The 20,421-nt window shown below is 49.6% G+C and carries 14 protein-coding genes and 1 pseudogene; 12 read left to right on the top strand and 3 right to left on the bottom strand.

Annotated features, from left to right (window positions below; genetic code table 11):
• Positions 1 to 170: 170 nt before the first annotated feature.
• Both BLS44_RS03745 and BLS44_RS03740 read left to right on the top strand, forming a co-directional pair.
• Positions 171 to 1,532 (top strand): dihydroorotase, encoded by a 1,362-nt coding sequence (locus tag BLS44_RS03745; protein WP_090388713.1) that lies wholly within the window; start codon positions 171 to 173, stop codon positions 1,530 to 1,532.
• Between the two features lie 118 nt (positions 1,533 to 1,650).
• The gene (locus tag BLS44_RS03740) at positions 1,651 to 2,967 is read left to right on the top strand and encodes a MutS-related protein (RefSeq protein ID WP_090388712.1); all 1,317 of its coding nucleotides are present in this window, start codon (positions 1,651 to 1,653) and stop codon (positions 2,965 to 2,967) included.
• A 1,416-nt stretch (positions 2,968 to 4,383) separates the two neighbouring features.
• Here the strand turns inward: BLS44_RS03740 and yihA are convergent.
• Complete coding sequence (gene yihA / locus BLS44_RS03730) at positions 4,384 to 5,016, bottom strand: ribosome biogenesis GTP-binding protein YihA/YsxC (protein WP_090388710.1); 633 nt, start codon at positions 5,014 to 5,016, stop codon at positions 4,384 to 4,386.
• Between the two features lie 10 nt (positions 5,017 to 5,026).
• Complete coding sequence (locus tag BLS44_RS03725) at positions 5,027 to 6,049, bottom strand: GntR family transcriptional regulator (RefSeq protein ID WP_090388709.1); 1,023 nt, start codon at positions 6,047 to 6,049, stop codon at positions 5,027 to 5,029.
• A 147-nt stretch (positions 6,050 to 6,196) separates the two neighbouring features.
• On the opposite strand from BLS44_RS03725, the gene BLS44_RS03720 reads away from it, so the two are divergent.
• From BLS44_RS03720 to BLS44_RS26765, 10 genes and pseudogenes are all read left to right on the top strand, one after another.
• Positions 6,197 to 7,231 (top strand): DUF6600 domain-containing protein, encoded by a 1,035-nt coding sequence (locus BLS44_RS03720; RefSeq protein WP_143019648.1) that lies wholly within the window; start codon positions 6,197 to 6,199, stop codon positions 7,229 to 7,231.
• 156 nt (positions 7,232 to 7,387) lie between these two features.
• Positions 7,388 to 7,948 carry an RNA polymerase sigma factor gene (locus BLS44_RS03715; RefSeq protein WP_090388707.1) on the top strand — a complete coding sequence of 187 codons (561 nt, stop codon included), beginning with the start codon at positions 7,388 to 7,390 and terminating at the stop codon, positions 7,946 to 7,948.
• A 55-nt stretch (positions 7,949 to 8,003) separates the two neighbouring features.
• The gene (locus BLS44_RS03710) at positions 8,004 to 9,053 is read left to right on the top strand and encodes a FecR family protein (RefSeq protein ID WP_176954307.1); all 1,050 of its coding nucleotides are present in this window, start codon (positions 8,004 to 8,006) and stop codon (positions 9,051 to 9,053) included.
• A 234-nt stretch (positions 9,054 to 9,287) separates the two neighbouring features.
• Complete coding sequence (locus BLS44_RS03705; protein ID WP_090389153.1) at positions 9,288 to 12,863, top strand: SusC/RagA family TonB-linked outer membrane protein; 3,576 nt, start codon at positions 9,288 to 9,290, stop codon at positions 12,861 to 12,863.
• A gap of 24 nt (positions 12,864 to 12,887) precedes the next feature.
• Entirely contained in the window at positions 12,888 to 14,831 is a 1,944-nt protein-coding gene (locus tag BLS44_RS03700; RefSeq protein WP_090388705.1) for a RagB/SusD family nutrient uptake outer membrane protein, read from the top strand.
• Positions 14,832 to 15,001: 170 nt separating this feature from the next.
• Positions 15,002 to 15,745 carry a bifunctional demethylmenaquinone methyltransferase/2-methoxy-6-polyprenyl-1,4-benzoquinol methylase UbiE gene (gene ubiE, locus BLS44_RS03695; RefSeq protein ID WP_090388704.1) on the top strand — a complete coding sequence of 248 codons (744 nt, stop codon included), beginning with the start codon at positions 15,002 to 15,004 and terminating at the stop codon, positions 15,743 to 15,745.
• Positions 15,746 to 15,903: 158 nt separating this feature from the next.
• The gene (locus BLS44_RS03685) at positions 15,904 to 16,632 is read left to right on the top strand and encodes an ABC transporter substrate-binding protein (protein WP_090388702.1); all 729 of its coding nucleotides are present in this window, start codon (positions 15,904 to 15,906) and stop codon (positions 16,630 to 16,632) included.
• A 105-nt stretch (positions 16,633 to 16,737) separates the two neighbouring features.
• Positions 16,738 to 17,718 (top strand): hypothetical protein, encoded by a 981-nt coding sequence (locus tag BLS44_RS03680; RefSeq protein WP_143019647.1) that lies wholly within the window; start codon positions 16,738 to 16,740, stop codon positions 17,716 to 17,718.
• A gap of 161 nt (positions 17,719 to 17,879) precedes the next feature.
• A complete protein-coding gene (locus tag BLS44_RS03675; protein ID WP_218127686.1) occupies positions 17,880 to 18,428 on the top strand; it encodes a DMT family transporter in 549 nt (182 codons plus the stop codon).
• Between the two features lie 15 nt (positions 18,429 to 18,443).
• A pseudogene (locus tag BLS44_RS26765) lies at positions 18,444 to 18,650 on the top strand (hypothetical protein); the annotation flags it as partial.
• Here the strand turns inward: BLS44_RS26765 and BLS44_RS03670 are convergent.
• On the bottom strand, positions 18,647 to 20,410 hold the full coding sequence (locus BLS44_RS03670) for a RagB/SusD family nutrient uptake outer membrane protein (protein ID WP_090388700.1): 1,764 nt from the start codon (positions 20,408 to 20,410) through the stop codon (positions 18,647 to 18,649). The pseudogene BLS44_RS26765 and the gene BLS44_RS03670 overlap by 4 nt on opposite strands.
• Between the last annotated feature and the right edge of the window lie 11 nt (positions 20,411 to 20,421).

The following is a 20,421-nucleotide window of genomic DNA, read 5'->3' as shown; positions in this document are numbered from 1 at the left end:
TCTTTATACCTCAATGTTTTTTTACTAAATCTGCTTTTAAACGGCTTCTAATAGTAGCAAAGATAAGGCCATCCATAAGTTTATTATAACAGGATTGCCGCCAAATGATTAATTTCGAACGATTTTAGGGAAATTTCACCTACTATATTGTTGCACTCAATTCAAAAACCATGCAAACATTCCTGATCAGGAACATAAACGTTGTAAATGAAGGTAAAACAGTAGCTGCGGATGTGCTGATCCGGGATGAGAAAATAGAAAAGATCGCAGGCGCTATTACTTTCAACGGCAGCACAACCGAAATAAACGGGGAAGGGAAATACCTCCTTCCGGGTGTGATCGATGACCAGGTCCACTTCCGTGAGCCCGGGCTGACCCATAAAGCTACCATTTATACAGAAAGCAAGGCTGCGGTGGCCGGCGGCGTTACCAGCTTTATGGAAATGCCCAACACTGTTCCTCCCGCCTTCACCCTGGAGCTGCTGGAAGAAAAGTATGAAACAGCGCGTCAAACATCCCTGGCCAACTACTCATTCTTTATAGGTACCAACAACCAGAATGCGGCCGATGCACTGGCTGCCAACGCCTATAAAGACCGCATTTGTGGCATTAAGGCTTTTATGGGATCCAGTACAGGCAACCTGCTGGTAGATAACCCGCTGGTACTGGAAAAGCTGTTTGCGGAAAGCGAAATGCTGATCGCCACACACTGTGAGGATGAGCGCATCATTAAAGCCAATATGCAGGCGGCTGTTGAATCGGGAAGAACGCTCACCGCGGCCGACCACCCGGTGATCCGGAACGCAGAAGCCTGTTTTGAATCCTCCTTCTATGCAGTGCAGCTGGCCAAAAAACATGGATCCCGCCTCCATATCCTGCACATCAGCACAGAAAAGGAACTACAGCTGTTCACCAATATGCTTCCGCTTAAAGATAAACGGATCACGGCCGAAGTCTGTGTGCACCACCTGCATTTTACGGCGGCAGACTACACCGTTCAGGGTAATTTTATCAAATGCAATCCCGCTATTAAAGCCCCCCACAACCGGGAAGCGCTCTGGAATGCGTTGCTGGATGACCGCCTGGATGTGATCGCCACTGATCATGCCCCGCACACCCTTGCAGAAAAACAGGAGCCCTACCTCAAGGCACATGCCGGTGTACCCCTGGTACAGCATTCCTTACCGCTGATGCTTTACTATGTAAAACAGGGAAGGATCAGCCTGGAAAAAGTGGTGCAAAAAATGAGCCATGCGGTAGCCGACTGTTTCCAGGTCAAAAACCGCGGCTATATCCGTGAAGGGTACCAGGCCGACCTGGTAATTGCAGATATGCAGGCACCCCTTGCCGTAAAAAAAGAAAATATTTTATACAAATGCGGCTGGAGCCCTTTTGAGGACATAGATGGCAAAGGCACTCCCTTTGAATTTCCGGCAAGCATTACCCATACCTTCATCAACGGAAATTTAGTTTATGGAAAGGGGCAGTGGAATGAGTCTGTAAAGGGACAACGATTATTATTTGACCGGTAAGGGTTAAAGGGTTGAGTCAAACTTGAAAACAGAAGCATGGGAACAGAACAGTAAGCCCACCGCGGCGGGATCCGAAATCCAACGTTAAACCTGAAACCGGGAACCATAAACAAGAACTATGCAGATCGACGGTATCTCATTTAACGACATCGCCATCTTTCACCAGGAAGAGGATTACTCCATTTTTCATAAACTGAACTTTACCCGCACTTTTGGCGGAAGGGAATGGCTCCGGCATTTTTTTTCCCACCCTTTTTCCGATATCGACAAGATCCGCGGCACTCAAACCATTCTCCGGAAGCTCATCCTCCATATAGACGAATGGCCGGAAGATATCACCAACGGCACCATACTGGTAATGGACCGTTTCCTGGATTACGCGCTGGACCGGGTAAGCAACAGCCCCAATGTGGTAGATGCCGCCATTTACAGGGTACTGCACCACGCTGATTATACGATGGTCCGTTTTTCCATCAACCACTTTGCCGACTTTTTCAGGAGCATGCGGCAGATCGCAGTCCTGCTGAAAGAAGTGGAACTGCCTGCAAGCTTTGCCATCTATCTCGAGCGGATTGAACAGCTGCTGCGTATTGAAGCATTTGACCAGCTGTCGGAAACGGTAAAGGACCAGCCCTTTTCCATGAGCAGGAACCTGTATTTTGCCGGCCAGCTGCGGGAAGTGCACAAGCATGCGGTGCAGGAGTTCATGGACATCTACAGCAGGCTGGACGCCTGGTATTCCATGGCTATGGCCATAAAGCATTATAACCTGTCCTTCCCGGAGTTTACAGCAGAGGCCGCACCGGTTATTGAAGCCGAAGGACTCTACCATATTTTACTGCAGGCCCCGGTACCCTATGATCTTAAGATCAACCAGGACAATAATTTCCTGTTCCTTACCGGGGCCAATATGGCCGGGAAAAGCACCCTGATCAAATCTGTGGGAGCCGCTGTATTCCTGGCCCATATCGGCATGGGCGTGCCGGCCGCATCCATGAAGCTTACATTGTTTGACGGACTGATCAGCAACATCAATGTTGTGGACAATATCATCCGGGGCGAAAGCTTTTTCTTTAATGAAGTACAACGCATCCGGAACACCGTTGAAAAAGTGAGCAACGGTCAAAAATGGCTGGTGCTTATCGATGAATTGTTTAAAGGCACCAATGTACAGGATGCCATGCGTTGTTCGCTGGCGGTGATCAAAGGGCTGCTCAAAGTAAAAACCTCGCTCTTTGTACTGTCTACACACCTTTACGAGATCGGCGAAGATCTTGCGGAGGAAAAAAGTATTGCCTTTAAACATTTTGAAACAACGGTTAATGGTGATACGCTTTCCTTTAGCTACCAGCTGAAAGAAGGCATCAGCAAGGACCGCCTTGGGTATTTTATTTTAAAAAAGGAAAAGGTGATCGATCTGCTGGAACGGTTGTAGTATCGCTTATGATCTTTTGAAGCAACTGGGGAATGTGGGAATATGAAAATATGGAAATGTGAATCCCGATCCCGAAGCTTCGCACGCGCGTCAGGATAAAAAACAGGTTTATTGCCATAAAATGTAGTATGAATAAGCCTTTGGAGGCAAAAAAAGACCGGATCTTTTGATAACAAGCAGGCGATGGCAACAGGAACTTCCAGAAACTTGCCCGTAGCCGCAGCGCGGCGGGAATCTTTTCGGGGGAGGCTTATATTACCGGTGCGCTGCACCTCCATTCCGTCTCCTGTTCGTTGCTAATAAGCGCAACGCTGCGCTGCAGCTTTTGCTTTTGACGACTATTCCTAAAATCAACCTGACGCGCATGCGGTAACTATTGGGACTCAAAACCGAATGCTAAAACTGATCGCGCTGATCGGCAAAGAAAGTGTTTCTGGTCTACTGTTTAAAGTTTGATGTCAGATCTGTTTTACGCTTAGTGTAATGTCCCGCCCCGGTAACTATCGCATGCGCGTCAGGATAAAAAACAGGTTTATTGCCATAAAATGTAGTATGAATAAGCCTTTGGAGGCCGAAAGGGACCTCATCTTTTGATAGCAGGCGCAGCGCGCCGCAAATAATGGTAACAGGAACTTCCAGGGACTTACCCGTAGCCGCAGCGCGGCGGGAATCTTTTCGGGAGAGACTTATATTACCAGTGCGCTGCACCTCCATTCCATCTCCTGTTCGTTGCTAATAAGCGCAACGCTGCGCCGCAGCTTTTGCTTTTGACGACTATTCCTAAAATTAACCTGACGCGCATGCGGTAACTATCGGGACTCAAAACCGAATGCTAAAGCTGATCGCGCTGATCGGCAAAGGGGGGTGTTTCTGGTCTACTGTTTAAAGTTTGATGTCAGATCTGTTTTACGCTTAGTGTAATGTACCGCCCCGGTAACTATCGCATGCGCGTCAGGATAAAAAACAGGTCTATTGCCATAAAATGTAGTATGAATAAGCCTTTGGAGGCCGAAAGGGACCTCATCTTTTGATAGCAGGCGCAGCGCGCCGCAAATAATGGTAACAGGAACTTCCAGGGACTTACCCGTAGCCGCAGCGCGGCGGGAATCTTTTCGGGAGAGAATTATATTACCGGTGCGCTGCACCTCTGTTCCATCTCCTGTTCGTTGCTAATGAGCGCAACGCTGCGCTGCCGCTTTTGCCTTTGACCACTATTCCTAAAATTAACCTGACGCGCATGCGGTAACTATCGGGACTCAAATAAAAGAGTAATCTATGAGAGGTGAAACACAGATCTGAAACTGAAACGTTGAACCTGAAACAAAAGAAAACTCATTGAGTAACAAAACAGGCCTAACTGAAACATTGAACGTTAAACCTGAAACTACTTCTTAGAGAAACAACATCGCCTTAACCTTACACCTCCCCGTTAAGCGTTTGAATATATGCCAGCACCTCCTCCCTTCCGAGCCGGTCCATAGCGGAGGTAATAAAATGCGGTGGCAGTGCTTCCCAGCTCTCCTTCAGTACATCCAGGACAGCATTTACATTCCGGGTAGTGGCGCCCGGCTTATTCTTGTCCGCCTTGGTAAACACCAGCGCAAAAGGGATGCCCCATTCCCCCAATTGATTGATAAATTCAAGATCGATCTTCTGTGGCTCATGCCGGCTGTCGATCAGTACCAATAAGCTCACAAGGTTTTCCCTTTTCAGGATATAGCGCTCGATCATCATCGACCAGCTTTTCCGCTGTTTTTGTGAAACTTTTGCATAGCCATAACCGGGAAGGTCTACCAGGTACCAGGAGGATTTGACCATTTTCCCCGCTTTATCGCGCCTACCGGATGCTATTTCAAAATGATTGATCAGTTGTGTTTTCCCGGGTGCCGCCGATGTTTTGGCCAATGCCTTTTTATTGCACAGCATATTGATGAGGGACGATTTTCCCACATTACTCCGGCCGATAAATGCAAATTCCGGCCGGTCGGCTTTGGGGCATTGCGTATATTCAGCACTGCTCTTTACGTACGCCGCAGATACAATTTCCATAACTGCAAATTTACAGGGAAGGGCGCAATCGAAGATGAAAAGGTACCGGCACCTGCTGTTTCTCGCCGCTGAGCACCAGCTTTGCCGCTTCCTCGCCCATGGCGGCAAAATCGGTGGAAAAGGTAGTGATCCCCTGCAGGATCAATCGTTTCAGGGGTGTTTCGTTGTAGCTGATCACCCCCACATCCCTTCCGATCTCCAGCCGGGCCGCCATGATCTTATCCACCAGGGTCACCAGGTCATCCTCCATCAGGCAGATATAAACTTCCTTGGAAGCTACCTCCTCTTTCCGAATATGATGCACGATCTCGCCGTTAAAGGCATACTGCTGGCAGAAGCGCTTAAACCCTTTTGTGATCTCCACCGGGAAATAAGAATATTCCGGCAAAATGAGCTTCAGCGTTTCATAGTGTTTCAGGCGCTCCAGCGCTTTTTCGAGCGACTGGTAGATATCTTCTTCAAAATTCTCATACACTGCGCTGAAATCGCCGGTGACCCCCGGCACCAGTTTATCCAGCAGGATCAGTTTCTCCTTGGGCAGGGCGTTAATGACCTCAGAGGCCCCCTCACCTCCTTCCAGGAAATGCGTAATGATCACAAAATGCGTGTACTGTTTTTCGATACCGGAGGTCAGCTTTTTAAACAAGTTGAAATCATTGTTATAAATATAAAAATCGATCAGGGCCGTTGGTCCCAGCGTTTTTACAAATGCATCATAAATGATCTTTTTATGCGTGCTCAGTTTATTAAATAACAGGAATATTTTCAGTGAACTCTGGAATTCGCCGGCTTTTACAAAATAGCCCTTACCGGGTACGGACCCCAGTACGCCCATCCGCTTCAGATGTTTATAGGCCTTCTCTGCTGTGTCGCGTGAGATCTCGAACTCATAGCTCAGCTCATTAATAGACGGTAGTACCTCATCCTTGCGGAGAGTGCCATCGGCGATAGCGTTGATGATGGATTGGGCCAGCTGCTGGTATTTAGGCGTAGCTGATAAAACGTCCAGTTCAATATGCTTTAAAATGCTCATTTCAGTAATCGATAACTTGGCAAATAAAAGTAGGGAAAATCTATAACATTTCCTTCGCATTAAAGCCTCCCCCCGCACGAAAGATTTACAAAGCAATCACCGTCAAGTATAGTACAATGCATTTCAAACCCAATTAAATGTATGAACATGAAAACAAAAAAAATCCAGGCATTCATAAGGCTGCTGCTGCTTGGAATCCTGTTTAGCAGCTGCGCCACCGCCTACCGGACCCAGGCACAGGTGGCATCCCCAGCGGGCCCCATCACCTACCAGACATTTTATGATGATCTTGCTCCCTATGGCACATGGATCAACTATCCCGGCTACGGGCAGGTATGGCATCCTTCCCTGGCTGCCGATTTTCGCCCCTATGCTACCGGTGGTCACTGGGTCTACTCAGATGAGGGATGGGCCTGGGCATCGGACTATGGATGGGGATGGGCTCCTTTTCACTATGGACGCTGGCTGTATGACGATCTCTATGGCTGGCTTTGGATTCCGGGCTACGACTGGTCGCCTGCCTGGGTCACCTGGGGTTATACAGGCAATTACTATTGCTGGGCACCTCTTATGCCGGGTATCGCGGTAAACGTAGCCTTTAATACCTGGCGGCCCCATTCTGTTTACTGGAACGTTGTTGAACGGGGACATATTTATGACCGGAACCTTACGGGGGCCATACAGCGCCCGGCGGTGGTCAGCAATATCCACAACAATATTACGATCATCAATAACTTCAACACCACCAGGGCCCACAATAATTATTATTCACGGGGACCGGAAGTGGCCGACGTACAAAAATATACCAGTACACAGATCAGCCGCGTATCCATCCGGGAGATAGCCAAAAACAACAGGAGCGCTGACAACAGCCGTAGTACGGGCTACAACAGCGGTACCGCCCATAGTACGCCCGGGAAAGGAAACAGGGGCAGCCGGAATAGTAATATCCCTCAAAAAGGAGCATTGAACGTTTACAGGCCCGTGGTACAACAGCCTCAAACCGGCAGGCAGCCCCAGCCCAGGGAATTCAAACAGGTGGAGCGCAATAATACCCGCCCGGTACAGTCCGTCAATGATGGCATGATCGGGCAGCGGCAGGAACAAATGACAAATGTAAACCGGCTGCCCCGCCAGGCAGGTATGCCGGCCGGCCGGGGTGGAAGAAGAGCCCGCCGTTAAATGATCTGCTTTTGCAGCTATCTTTGAAGCGGATGCAGAGAGCAGCATCCGCTTTATTATTTCATCTGCGCGCAATCGATCGCGCAGCAATTCGCAACGAGGTTCCCTGATAAATTGTTAATTTGCCTAAATCTTCCAAAAACAAACCGAAGGAGTATGGACAAAGTGCACTTGTTATACCTGCAAAACCGCGTGGCTTACGCAAGGGATCAGGCTGCATACAAGAAGCTTTACCTTTATTTTCATCCCTCCGTTTATAAATTTGCAGCAAGCATTGTTGGTGACGACAGCCTGGCCCAGGAGATCGTTTCCGATGTAATGATCAGTATCTGGACAATGGATAACAAGCTTGCTTATGTAGAAAACCTGAAGTCCTATGTGCTGACGGCAGCAAGAAATACGGCCCTCACCTACCTGAAACGCAGGAAAATCATTTTCCGGGAGATCAGTGAAACAATCAGCGACGGCGGACTTTCCCAAATGCCGGATGACCATTTAATAACGCTTGAAATCTCAAGGATCATAAAAATGACGGTTGCCGGCCTGCCTCCAAAATGCCGGCAGGCTTACCTCCTGGTAAAAGAAGAAGGGCTCTCCTATAAAGAGGCCTCCCAGATCCTCCAGGTCTCCCAAAAAACGCTCGAAGCGCATATCTCAGCCGCTCTGAAAACACTACGCCGGGTGCTGGACGCCTATCTTTTGAAAAAAAAGTCGTGAATCCACTAAGGGTCCTTCCATTTTTTGTAGTCTTACAGGATGGATGGACAAAAAGATGGAGCATAGATTGATCAGGTTACTGGGCCGGAAACTATCCGGCGACGCCTCTTCTGAAGAGCTGGAAGAGCTGGAGTCGATCCTGAACCGGCACCCTGAGCTTCAATTCTTCTATGATGAGATGATCAAACCGGCACGGCTGGAAGAAGAGGAAAAGGAGCTGGCTGAACAATCCTATTTATCCGATCTCATGCATATGGAGCTCAGGGGATTGAGGCTCCATAGCCCGGCATCGCCTGCCCGTCAGGAGCGCCTCAAGTCACCCCGCCTGGCATACAGGATCGCCATTGCAGCCCTGTTCATACTGGCTGCAGGGCTTACATTTGTGACGTTGCGGGGCAAAAAACAGGCAGTCCCCACCGGCAATGAAACTGCTACGGCAAAGGGGTCCAAATCAACCGTAAAATTACCGGACGGTACGGTCGTAATGCTGAACACCAACAGCCGGTTGAAATACGATGAAAATTTCAAAAAGGATCAACGGGAAGTGACCCTGGAAGGTGAAGCCTACTTTGATGTGGCGCACGATGCGGAGCACCCGTTTATCATTCATACCAATACCGCGGATATTACCGTTCTGGGAACCGTATTTAACGTCCGGTCATTCCGGGACGGCTATTTTGAAACAGCCCTGATAAAAGGAAAAGTATCCATACACCTTAAGGATGAGGCAGAGGGGAATTTTGTGTTAAAACCTGGACAGAAGCTCGTAGCACAGCACCAGGAAATTAAACACAGGGACAAACGCGGTGCAGAAAATAAAAGCAGCACTGTAAAGATCGATTCGATCACGGTAGTAGACAGCCTCGTTGCTGAAACTTCCTGGATTAAAGACCGGCTGGTTTTTGCCGATAAACCTTTTATTGAAATAGCGAAAGAGCTGGAGCAGGTCTTTAATGTGACCATAGTATTTAAGTCTGACAGGACCAAGCAATACCGCTATAACGGGGTCTTCAGCGATGCAGATCTGAATGAGATCCTGAGGATATTGGACCTGTCAAAACCCATCGACTACTACCGGCAGAAGGATTCCATCTTCATCCGGTAACTGCATAATGATTCGTGAATTAAAAAATAAAAAATATATGAATAAAAACAAATAAGGATCCTAATAAAGAAGAGAGGAGAATATAGAACATTCTCCTCAGGTAATGCCCGCGGAAGCGCCAACTTCCAGGGGGTTGTTTCATCAACTCAAAACAAATATATGCAAAAAAGTACTTGCCATCAAGCGCGGGGTGGAAGCCGTATGCACCTGCGCTTGGGGAAAACCCTATTGATTATGAAGTTATCTCTGGCCTTTTTACTTCTCGGATTACAGCTGTCTGCCACAAATTACGGGCAAAACACGATCAGCCTGAAGGAGGAGCATGTGTCGCTGACCGAGATATTCAAGAAAATTGAAAAGAGATCACCCTACCGTTTTTATTTTAGCAGCGATGTGGTGCCAAAGCGCTACTTCACCTCCGTTTATGCAAAAGATGCCACTATCAGCGAGGTATTGAACAAAGTGCTCCAGGATGCCGCCCTTGCCTGGAAACAGCTCCCCAACAACCGGATCATTGTTATAGCCCGCGAATCCGGCGCGGATAGCACAGCTGTTGCCAAACGCACCATCACCGGTGTGGTAAAGGATCCTGCCGGTTTACCGCTGGCAAACGTTTCGGTAACGATCAAAGGCACTGCAAACGGCGTAACCACTTCGGAAACCGGGCGTTTTTCTGTTAGTGCCAACCCGGGTGATGTACTCGTATTCTCTATTGTAGGATACGAAACAAAAGAAATAACCATTGCAGACCAGGACAGTTTCGATATCATACTTGCCCCGGTGGAGAATAAACTGGAAGAAGTGGTAGTGGTAGGATACGGCGTTCAGAAAAGGGTCAACCTGACCGGCGCTGTTGCCACAGTGTCTGCAGATAAGCTGGAAAGCCGCGCCACCATGAATTTATCTTCGTCCCTTTCGGGGTTGGCCTCCGGGGTATCCGTTAACCAGGGATCGGGGAAGCCCGGCAGCGATGGGGCCAGTATCCGCATCCGGGGTGTTGGCACCTTTAACAGCAGCTACCTTTCGCCCCTGGTCATTGTTGACGGTTCCGAAGCAAGCATCAACTCTGTTAACAGTGAAGATGTTGAATCCATCTCGTTTTTAAAGGATGCGGCCAGCGCCGCCATCTACGGCTCCCGTGGCGCAAACGGGGTATTGCTGATCACCACCAAAAAGGGAAAGAAGGGCCAGGCACCCAGGATCACCTATACCGGTTTGCTGTCCAATACCAAAATGAGTGGTAAAGCCTTCCGCTTTGAAGACAATTATGCCGAGTACATGGAAATGGCCAATCGCTGGTACACCAATGCCAAATGGGATGCCACCACCAAATATACAAAGGAGGCCATTGATGAATGGAGGGCCGCAGAAGGAAAAGATCCCAACAGCACAGATAACCCCTATGGTGTACCCAACTACCTGGCTTATCCCAGCACACAATGGTCCGACTATCTTTTCTTGCCCAGTACCTCACAAAAACATACGGTATCTGTTTCCGGGGGTAGCGAAAATACCACCTACCTGCTCTCGTTCGGTCATTTAAATAACCCCGGCACCCTGCAAAATACCGGTTTAAAAAACTACCAGGGCCGCGTGAACCTTGAAACCCGGATCAACAAATTCCTGAAAGTAGGTACGCAAACCTATGCCACCTTCGAAAGGACGCAGCCGGGGAATACAGACTTCACCTATATGTTCCAGAATACCCCCGCCATGACGCCTTATTATGATGGAATGTATGGTATTGCTGTAGACAATTCTTCATCCAACAACCTGCTGGCAACGGTTGTAAGCAGGGGCGGCTCCTACGATGACACGAGGCTGAATACCACCTGGTATGCAGGAGTGGATATAACAAAAGGGCTTTCTGCACAGGTGCGGTACAACTACCAGACCTTATTCAGCGAAACTGCCACCTACAGCAAAAAAGTGGATAAGAAGAACTTCCGTACCGGGGAAATAAAGCCCGGCGTGGGCAGCAGCGACGCCACCACCACACGCGGTACAACCCGGTACGCCAACAATACGGCAACCGCAACCCTGAACTATATGAGATCTTTCGGAGATCATAGCATTACGGGCCTGCTGGGAGCGGAAAGATATTATTGGAATGTAAAAGGATTCAGTGCCACCCGCACAGGGTTACTGGACCTGAGCCTGCCGGATTTTACAGCCGCACTTGATAAGCTCCCTCCCACGTTAGGCGGCACTGCCGAACAGGATTATGCGGTGGTTTCCTATTTCGGGCGTTTGAACTATGCATACAAGCAGCGTTATTTGTTTGAGGCCAACGTACGCCGGGATGGTTCTTCCCGCTTTGGCCCCGACTACCGCTGGGGTATGTTCCCTTCATTCTCCGCAGGCTGGCGTATCAGCGAGGAAAAATTCATGGAGGGCACAAAAGATGTTCTCTCCAATCTGAAACTGAGAGGCTCATGGGGACAGCTGGGTAATACCACCTCAGGCTATTACGAGTGGCAGGCTACTTACGGATCCGTTAACTACTCCTTCGACGGAAATGTTTATGACGGGCTGCGTAAAGGCAAAATTGCCAACTCGCTGCTGCATTGGGAGTCCGCTACATCTGCCGACATCGGTATTGAAGCGGCATTCCTGAACAACCGCCTCACCCTGGAAGCCGATTACTACTCCCGCCTCACAAAGGGAATCCTTGCCGCACCTTCCGTATACCTGACCATGGGAACCATCGGCGCTCCCACCACAAATACATCGGACATGCGTAACAGCGGTTTCGAATTTTCGCTGGGCTGGAGAGACAGGGTCAAAGAATTTCAATACAGCGTGAACGCAAACTTTTCGGTTAACAAAAATATCATTACCCAATACAAAGGAAAATTCACGGAAGGCTGGGTTACGGATGAAACAGGTAACCGCACATGGGTTACCAACCGCGGGGATGTAGCCGATGTATCGGGCAATACCATACGCGTGGAAGGCCATCCCTATAATGAATACTACATCTGGCAACGGCACCAGGGCAACGGTAATATTTATTTAGCAGACGGCGTAACCCCCGATCCCAACGGCGGACCGCTGGACGGCATGATCCGTACCAAGGCCGACCTGGATTGGGTAAAGGCCATGCTTGCACAAAAAGATGCGAACGGAAAGCCCCGGTATAATTTCAACAACCAGAGCGTGGGCCAGAACGGGGGCCTGTGGTACGGTGAAGCCATTTATGCCGACCTCAACGGGGATGGCATGTATGGCACCAATGATAACGACCGCTTTTTTACAGGCAAGTCTTCCATGCCCAAATTCTCTTTTGGCTTAAACCTCTCAGCCGCCTGGAAGGGCATTGACCTCAATATGACCTGGGCGGGGAACCTCGGCATGTACTACTATATTTACGAGCGCGGGTTTAACTCCATGAGCAGCTCCAGCTGGCAGGAAGGAACCATTGTAGCGCTGAATGCCCGTAACATTTATTATTACAGCGATCCTCAAAAAGCCGCAACCGATCCCAATTATGACCCGGCCACTGATCCCAATGCCAATATCAATGCGCCCTATCTGCGCATCGGGAACATAGCCTCTGCGTACCGCAGCAACACAAACGACCTGTATAATGCTTCTTACGTAAAATTAAAAACATTGCAGATCGGCTATACCTTCCCGAAACCCTGGACCACCAAAGCATATGCAAACAGGGTGCGCTTGTTTGCTTCGGCGGAGAATGTGTTCACCATCACCAACTTTCCGGGTGTGGATCCCGAGATCGGTGGCGGAGGGTTCCAGTCTTACCCCATCCCCCGCATCATTTCCGGAGGTCTGAACATTACTTTTTAATTAACGAATTCAAATGATATTGATATGAAACAGTTCATCTATTCTTTATTTTTTGCAGCGCTCTGTACATCGCAGGCGTGTACAAAAATACTGGATACAGCACCCTATAATTCTGTTGCTTCCGGCAACATGTGGACCAACGCGGCTTTAACCAACCAGGGCGTTGCCGGCATTTATGCAAACCTGCGTGGCTGGGGCGTTTATGGCTCTGCCACTTATGGATTAACGGTCATCCCGTTTGAATGCCTGGGAATGACAGGGGAAGCCTATCGTTCGATCCCCTATATGAATGGCACGGCCGGTTCCGGAGACCAGTTCTTCTCAACCATGTGGAAAACACTTTATGAAGGCGTTCACCGGGCCAATGACGGGATCTTCAACCTCTCCCAGCCCGGCGGCGGCGGAGTAGACGATGAAACCCGCACCCGGCTGCTGGCCGAAAGCAAATTTCTCCGGGCCTATTATTATATGCGTCTGAACGAACTTTACGGGCGCTACGGAACCGGTGTTCCTCTTTATACCGAGCCACTGGCATCGGTGGAGGAAGCCACCAAAACACAATCGTCAGAAGCAGCAGTATGGGACCAGATCATTAAGGATCTTACAGATTGCATCAACGAGCCCAACTTCCCGAACCGTTACCGGGAAAAAGGACGGGCATCCAAGGGAGCTGCATATGCGCTGAGGGGCAGGGCATACCTGATGCAGGGCGCCAAATACAATTACAACAATAATACCGGCGTCGTTGAAGGCACAACCATTGATAAACCCCTTTTACAAAAAGCAGCCGATGATTTTGCAAAAGTGCAAAGCTGCGGCTACGATCTTTTCCAGGCAGGATATGCAGCATTGTTTACAGAAGCAAACGAGGCAAGCGTGGAAATGATCTTCTCCCTTCAGAACATCGCCAAACCGGGCTATGGATCGCGGATGCAGCTGATGGCAGGAACAAGATCCGCAGGGGATAAAACAGGATCAACCGGTTTTTCCCAATACAGTGCGCCCCCTGCAATGGTTGATCTGTATGAATATAAGGACGGAACCCCGTTTAACTGGGAAAACGTGATCCCCGGTTATTTTGCCACTCCTGAAAAAGACCGGCTTGTATACTTCCTGCGGGATAAGGAAGCGAACGGCCAGCCCATTGTAAGCACGGCCATGGCTACCCTGATCAACAATAAACTATCGCCGCTGGCCACCAAGAGCAGGTACCTCGCGGAGGGCAATGAGGCCCGTCTTAAGAAAGCATGGCAAAACCGCGACCCGCGTTTCTATGCCAACCTCATCGTTCCCTACGGCGATCAATATTTGGGTACCGATGCCAACCAGGCCACCAATGGCAACCTGACCCCCGTTCCCTACGTTTACCGCTGGCCGGTGGGGGCCACTAACCAATCGGTTGCAGCACAGACCACGATGGGGATCTCCTCCCCTTTTGATCTGCGCCAGGACGGAACCAGCGAAGCGGAATTTGCTTTTCGTCACCGCAAGTTCGTTATGAAAGGTTACGAAGCGGATTATATCAATGATAACCCGATCGACGAACCCATCCTCCGTTATGCATATGTTCTGCTGATGTGGGCCGAGGCGCTGGCACAACAGGGCGACCTGGATGGAGCCGCTCAGAAAGTGAACCTCGTCCGGGCCCGGACATCCGTAGAAATGCCGGCCTATACCTTCTCCAACCTGGAGGATGCCATGACCAAGATCCGCGATGAATCCCGAAGGGAACTCATGAACGAAGGCGTTAACTTTTACGAAGAGCTGCGCTGGGGCACCTTGCGCCAGACAAAGTATTCCAAATATATGGGCTACATACCGGCAGCACACACCTGCAACGGGCAGCAAAGCAATGGCAATGGTACCATACAGTGGTCCTCCACGAACGACTTCAGCATTTTCCCCGTACCAAGCGCAGAAATAGAAAAAAACCCGAGCCTGAAAAAAACTCCGGGCTGGATCTACTAAGTCTGTACCGGATCATTTTCTACAGGATCCGATAACAAACGGGCCTGCATCCTTAATAATAAATACGGATGCAGGCCCGTTTACCGTTCAAAACAGGAAGCGTTCCCTGCCGGGGTTCCTTCCGGGATCCGCTGCGCATCACTGCCTAATTCTTGTTACCTTTGCAGTTTATGACTGAATTTTCGCACGATCATATCATCCCGTATAAAGAATCCGGAAAATCGAAAAAAGAACAGGTAGCAGAAATGTTCGACCGGATCGCCCCCCGGTACGACCTCACTAACCGGGTACTCTCCGGCCGCACTGATGTAGCCTGGCGCAAAAAAGCCATCGGGATGCTCAAAAAATACCAGCCGCAGCAGATACTGGATATTGCCACCGGAACCGGTGACATGGCGCTGCGTGCCTGCAGGATGCTGGCCCCCCGGCACATCACCGGCGTTGACATTTCTGCCCAGATGCTGGAAGTGGGCCGCCAGAAGATCGCAAAAGAAGGATTAAGCGACAGGATAACACTGGAGCAGGGCGATTCCGAAAACCTCCGGTTTCCCGATCATTCTTTTGATGCCGCTATGGCCGCATTTGGTGTGCGCAATTTTGAACACCTGGAAAAAGGGCTTTCCGAAATGCATCGCGTATTAAAACCGGGAGGGCAATTGCTGATCATCGAATTTTCGCGCCCCCGCCCGGGTATTTTCAAAGGACTGTACCAGCTTTATATGAATGTGGTGGCGCCGCAGATCGCCGGCCTGTTAAAACAGAATAAGGAAGCGTATCAATACCTGAATCAATCGGCCCGTGCCTTTCCGGAACGTAAGGATTTTACAGCGATCCTTGAAAAAGTGGGCTTTTCAAAGGCCCGGTATACCGCGCTTACACTGGGGATCTGCTGTATTTATACGGCGGAGAAATAGGAACCTTTCAAATTTGAGGTTTCATATTTCCTGTTTTGCAGCCCACCTACCGGACAAGCAGGCGGCCGACAGGCTGACCTGATTTTATTTCCGAAAGCCTGTTGTTCCTTCATTTTCGAATTTCCAAATGCTCCCATTTCCAAATCAGCTTCAGAACCATGCAACTCGTATCCCTTGTTCCTTCCATAACAGAGCTGTTGTACACCCTGGGGTTGGAACAGGAGGTAACCGGCATCACTAAATTCTGCATTCATCCGCAAACATGGTTCCGGACCAAAACAAGGATAGGCGGCACCAAGACCCTGGACATGGCAAAAATCACCGCCCTTCAGCCGGATCTGATCATCGCCAATAAAGAAGAAAATATAAAGGAGCAGGTGGAGGCATTGCAGGATCGCTTTCCCGTACTGGTAACAGATGTAAATAATTACACAGAGGCTATCAGCATGATCCGCACCGTTGGCACTGCCACCCTGCGTACTGCCAATGCGGCGGCACTGATCTCTGCTATAGAAAAGGCATTTGCAGCCCTCAGGATCCCTGCGCAAAAAACGGCCGCCTATTTGATCTGGAAGGACCCCTGGATGACGGTAGGGGGAGATACTTTTATCAGTGATATGATGCAACGGGCCGGCTTCAAAAACCTTTATGCCCCCCGGCGCCGGTACCCTGTTGTAAACCTGCCCGAATTGCAGGCTCTTGCCCCCGAATACCTCCTGCTGGCTTCAGAGCCCTATCCGTTTAAAGAAAAACACAGGGTGGCACTGCAGCGGCTTTTCCCGGGGGCAAAGATCCTGCTGGCCGATGGAACCCTGTTCAGCTGGTATGGCAGCCGCATGCTGGAAGCGCCGGCTTATTTCCTCGCTTTGCAAAAGACGGAGCCATGATGCGCTTAAAAGCCCGGGGCCGAGACCGCTCTTTACATTTTAAGGTTACCTTTGAAGTACAAATTTTATCTTACAGAATCCGACCATCAAACAACCATAGCCGGCATGAAAAAAGCAAAACAGTACACAGGAATGTTTCTTGCAGCCGCAGGCATTGCCGCTGCCGTTTCCTGCAGCGGCATCAAAAATACGGCGCTGCGGGCACAGCTGGAAAAAAGCAATTGCAATCAACAGAATGTCTATACCTATACGGTTGCTGATATGCCCAGGCCCATCCACGAGATCATCATTGACACAGCCCTTCTTTCCAAATTCAGCTTCAAAAGTCTCAATATGGCACACGCCATCGGTGTACTGGATGACCTGGGGCGCTATGCGGATGCCCAAAAGAAATATCGTATGCAGCCTTCAGCAGAAAGCCGGCTGCACCTGCTGGAGCTGTCCCAGAAAATAGCGAACCGCATCAATATTTCTTCCCTCGAAGTTTCAGCCGTTTCCTCCGAAATGGATTGCGAGGAAGAGCGTGCCAGCCAGATCGCCAACTATTTAAGCGGCAAACAGGATGCGCTCGAATCAAAGCTGACGGTGGGCGCTATTGTAGTGGGCGCCACGGGCGCTATTTCGACCGGCGCCCTGCTGAACAGTGGCAACTCCGGCGATTATATCGGTGTGGGTACGGGCGTTGCCGAAGCCACGCTGGGCTTGCTCATCCTGTTAAATAAATCAGGCACTGAATTTCATCACAAAAGAAATGCCTTAAAGGAGATCTGGAAGGGGCAGGCTACCTCATCGATCTTTCCGCCTTCTGTCTGGTATTATCTCAATTATAAAAATCCCGCTCAACAAGGTGCAGGATCATTAAGAGAGCTTTTGATTGAAAAATGGATCAGCTTTGGGCAGGTAGCGCACAATCCCTCGAAGAAGCAGCTCAAAAAAACGCAGCTTTATTTCGGCAACGGTGGAAAATATTCGGCCGGGCAGCTCAACAACCGGGCAGACATGTACGATCAGCTGGAGTCCAATATCAACCTCATGAAGCAGGATCTTAAAGGACTGTTCACAGAACTGGAGCAATTACATTACTGATCATCCTCCGTAACTTGAGGGGCTATTGCTTCCTGTCCCTTTCGGACCACAGGTACCCCCTTTTTGAATTCTTTTTTAAAAGCTGTAAAAACAGGGACCTCATCAGGACACCTGCGCGTACTTTTGCAGCTTCTTTCATTTTTACAACACATATCAGGATCATGAGTGAAAAACGGACCAAGAGGGGAATTGTCCTGGCATTGCTTGCCGCTTCATTGTGGGGCATTTCCGGAACCTTCAGCCAGTTCCTCTTCCAGCAACGGAATATAAACGTAGAATGGCTGATGGCCGTGCGCATGCTGGTTTCCGGCATCCTGTTGCTGGCCTTTTCCGGGATAAAGAAAGACAGTGATCTCCTTAAAATATGGCGAACTAAAAAAGATAGGCTCCAGCTGTTATCATTTGGGCTTACCGGCATGCTGACGGTGCAATACACTTATTTCGCCGCCATCCGGCATTCCAATGCTGCTACGGCTACCATCCTGCAATATGCAGGTCCGGTAATCATTGCAGGGTACCTGGCACTTAAAAACAAAAAAGCACCTGCATGGCCCGGGTGTCTTGCGATCCTCATGGCCGTGTCCGGTACTTTTTTGCTGGTGACCCATGGCAATGTCCATACCCTGAATATCTCAGGAACTGCTCTTATATTGGGCATTGCCTCCGCCATAGCCCTGGCCATTTATACGCTGCAGCCGGTGTCCCTTTAAAAAAAATACAGTGCGGTAACGGTTATTGGCTGGGGAATGCTGATTGGCGGCCTGGCCATTTCCGTTGTAAAAACGCCCTGGCAGATAACCGGGATCTGGGATGAATACACTTACAGCTATACCCTGTTCATCATCATCCTGGGCACGCTGGTGCCCTTCTACGCCTATCTCAGCGCCGTTCAGATCATCGGCGGACAGAAAGCCAGCCTGCTGGCTGATTAATGCAGCGTGGGATCAAAAGAACCACCCCAATCTTTATTTTGCTCCAGCTTCGTCGTTTTATTGATGATACTCTGGGCTATCGGGTAAAAATAATATTTATCCGGAACGATGTTCTTTTGTACGCCGGTTTGCGGTACCTGTACCACGGAGTACTTAAAATTGTCCTCAGACAGGCTAAAGGTGCTGGCCTGCTGCTGTGCCTGCTGTATGGGCATTTCTGAACCATTGGTATTAATAGCAATGGCCTCCACGCCGTTCTTCGTCTTCTCGTCCAGCAGGCTGAACATCCTCCAGCGACGCAGGTCATTGAAGCGATGGCCTTCAAAACAAAGTTCAATATTCCGCTCATTCATGATCGCCAGCCGCACCTGTTCCCTCGAAGCTGCCGTAATACCATAAGTATTGCCGGCTCCCGGTTCAATTCCGGCGCGCTTCCGTATTTCCCTGAGCAGTGCCAGCGCCACCGCGGTATGCCCTGTTTCGTTGGCAGTTTCTGCATAGTTCAGCATCACTTCTGCAAAGCGCATCAGCACAAAATCAATATCATACTGCTGTACATTGGGCTGGGTAAGATTCAGGTTGCAGTTCTTCAGGATAAAGAAACCGGTATAGGTATTGTTGTTGGTGGATTTGTCTCCCACATGCGGATTCACACCAAAATTATCATTGGCTGAAGCGATGCCCACACTGGTATACTGTTTATAACCTTTGGGGGTACCTGCAACAGGGAACAGCCGGGCATTCCAGAGAATGGATTTTTCAAAACGGGGATCCCGGTTCTTCCAGTATGCCTGCAGAAAGTCGGCATCTGATTGATGGTAGATACCTGCGGGGTCATTGTACAATTTACCATCCTTCATCGGAAATGCTTTTACAAACTCCCAGGTGGGGCACGCAGATGCATTGCCCCTGCTCAGCGAGCCCGGCCTTGCACCAAAATCCCAGCCGGCCGTTTTTCCCGGGAACTTATTGATGACGGGAAAAACGATCTCTGCATTTTTTTCAGACAGGGCGATCTTGCCATAATCCTCGATCAGTCCATACCCCTGGCTTTTCAGGCTTTCATAAGCTTTCTTGTTCTCCATATACGCATTGTCCCAGTAGGCATTATCCCAGGGATTGCCGGGGTTGAACTGTGGTGAGGCCTTATACAAAAGCACTTTTGCCTTAAATGCCTGCGCAAAATTGCCATCGATATGGCCCCAATCGGTAGCCGTAACATCGATCTTTGCCGGCAGCAGCGTCAGGGCCTTATCCAGGTCCTCTACAATAAATTCAAAGCATTCTTTTGTAGAATTACGCGGCAGGTCCAGGTCGTCCTGGTACCGGTCCAGCGGTGTTTTAACAATCGGCACACCACCATATTCTTTCACCATTGAAAAATACGTATAGGCACGCATAAAATAGGCCTGAGCCAGGATGCCATCTTTTTCGGCCTGGCTTAGTGTGCCGGCCTGTACATCACGGATGGCCAGGTTGGCCAGCCGCACATTGCCATAGTCCCAAAAAGCAGTGGAAGCGCCGGTTACCGTAATGGCATCTTCACCAAAAGGGATACCGGAAAGCTGCTCACTGTTACGGTCTGCCGCCACACTCCAGTTCCCGAACTTATTGTAAAGATTGGCCACAAAAGCGTTGGCCTGCTGGGGGTCGTTCCAGACCTGTTCCGGCTGGTAGTTGTTTACATCTTCTATATCCAGCACTTTGGAACAGCGGACGCCCAAAAGGATGATGCATAAAAACAGGAATATCTTTTTCATTTGACTACTGG

The organism is Niabella drilacis (assembly GCF_900101395.1).
Taxonomy (GTDB): Bacteria; Bacteroidota; Bacteroidia; order Chitinophagales; family Chitinophagaceae; genus Niabella; species Niabella drilacis.
Note: the sequence above shows the minus strand (reverse complement) of the source record. Positions and strands in the feature narration are given on the sequence as shown.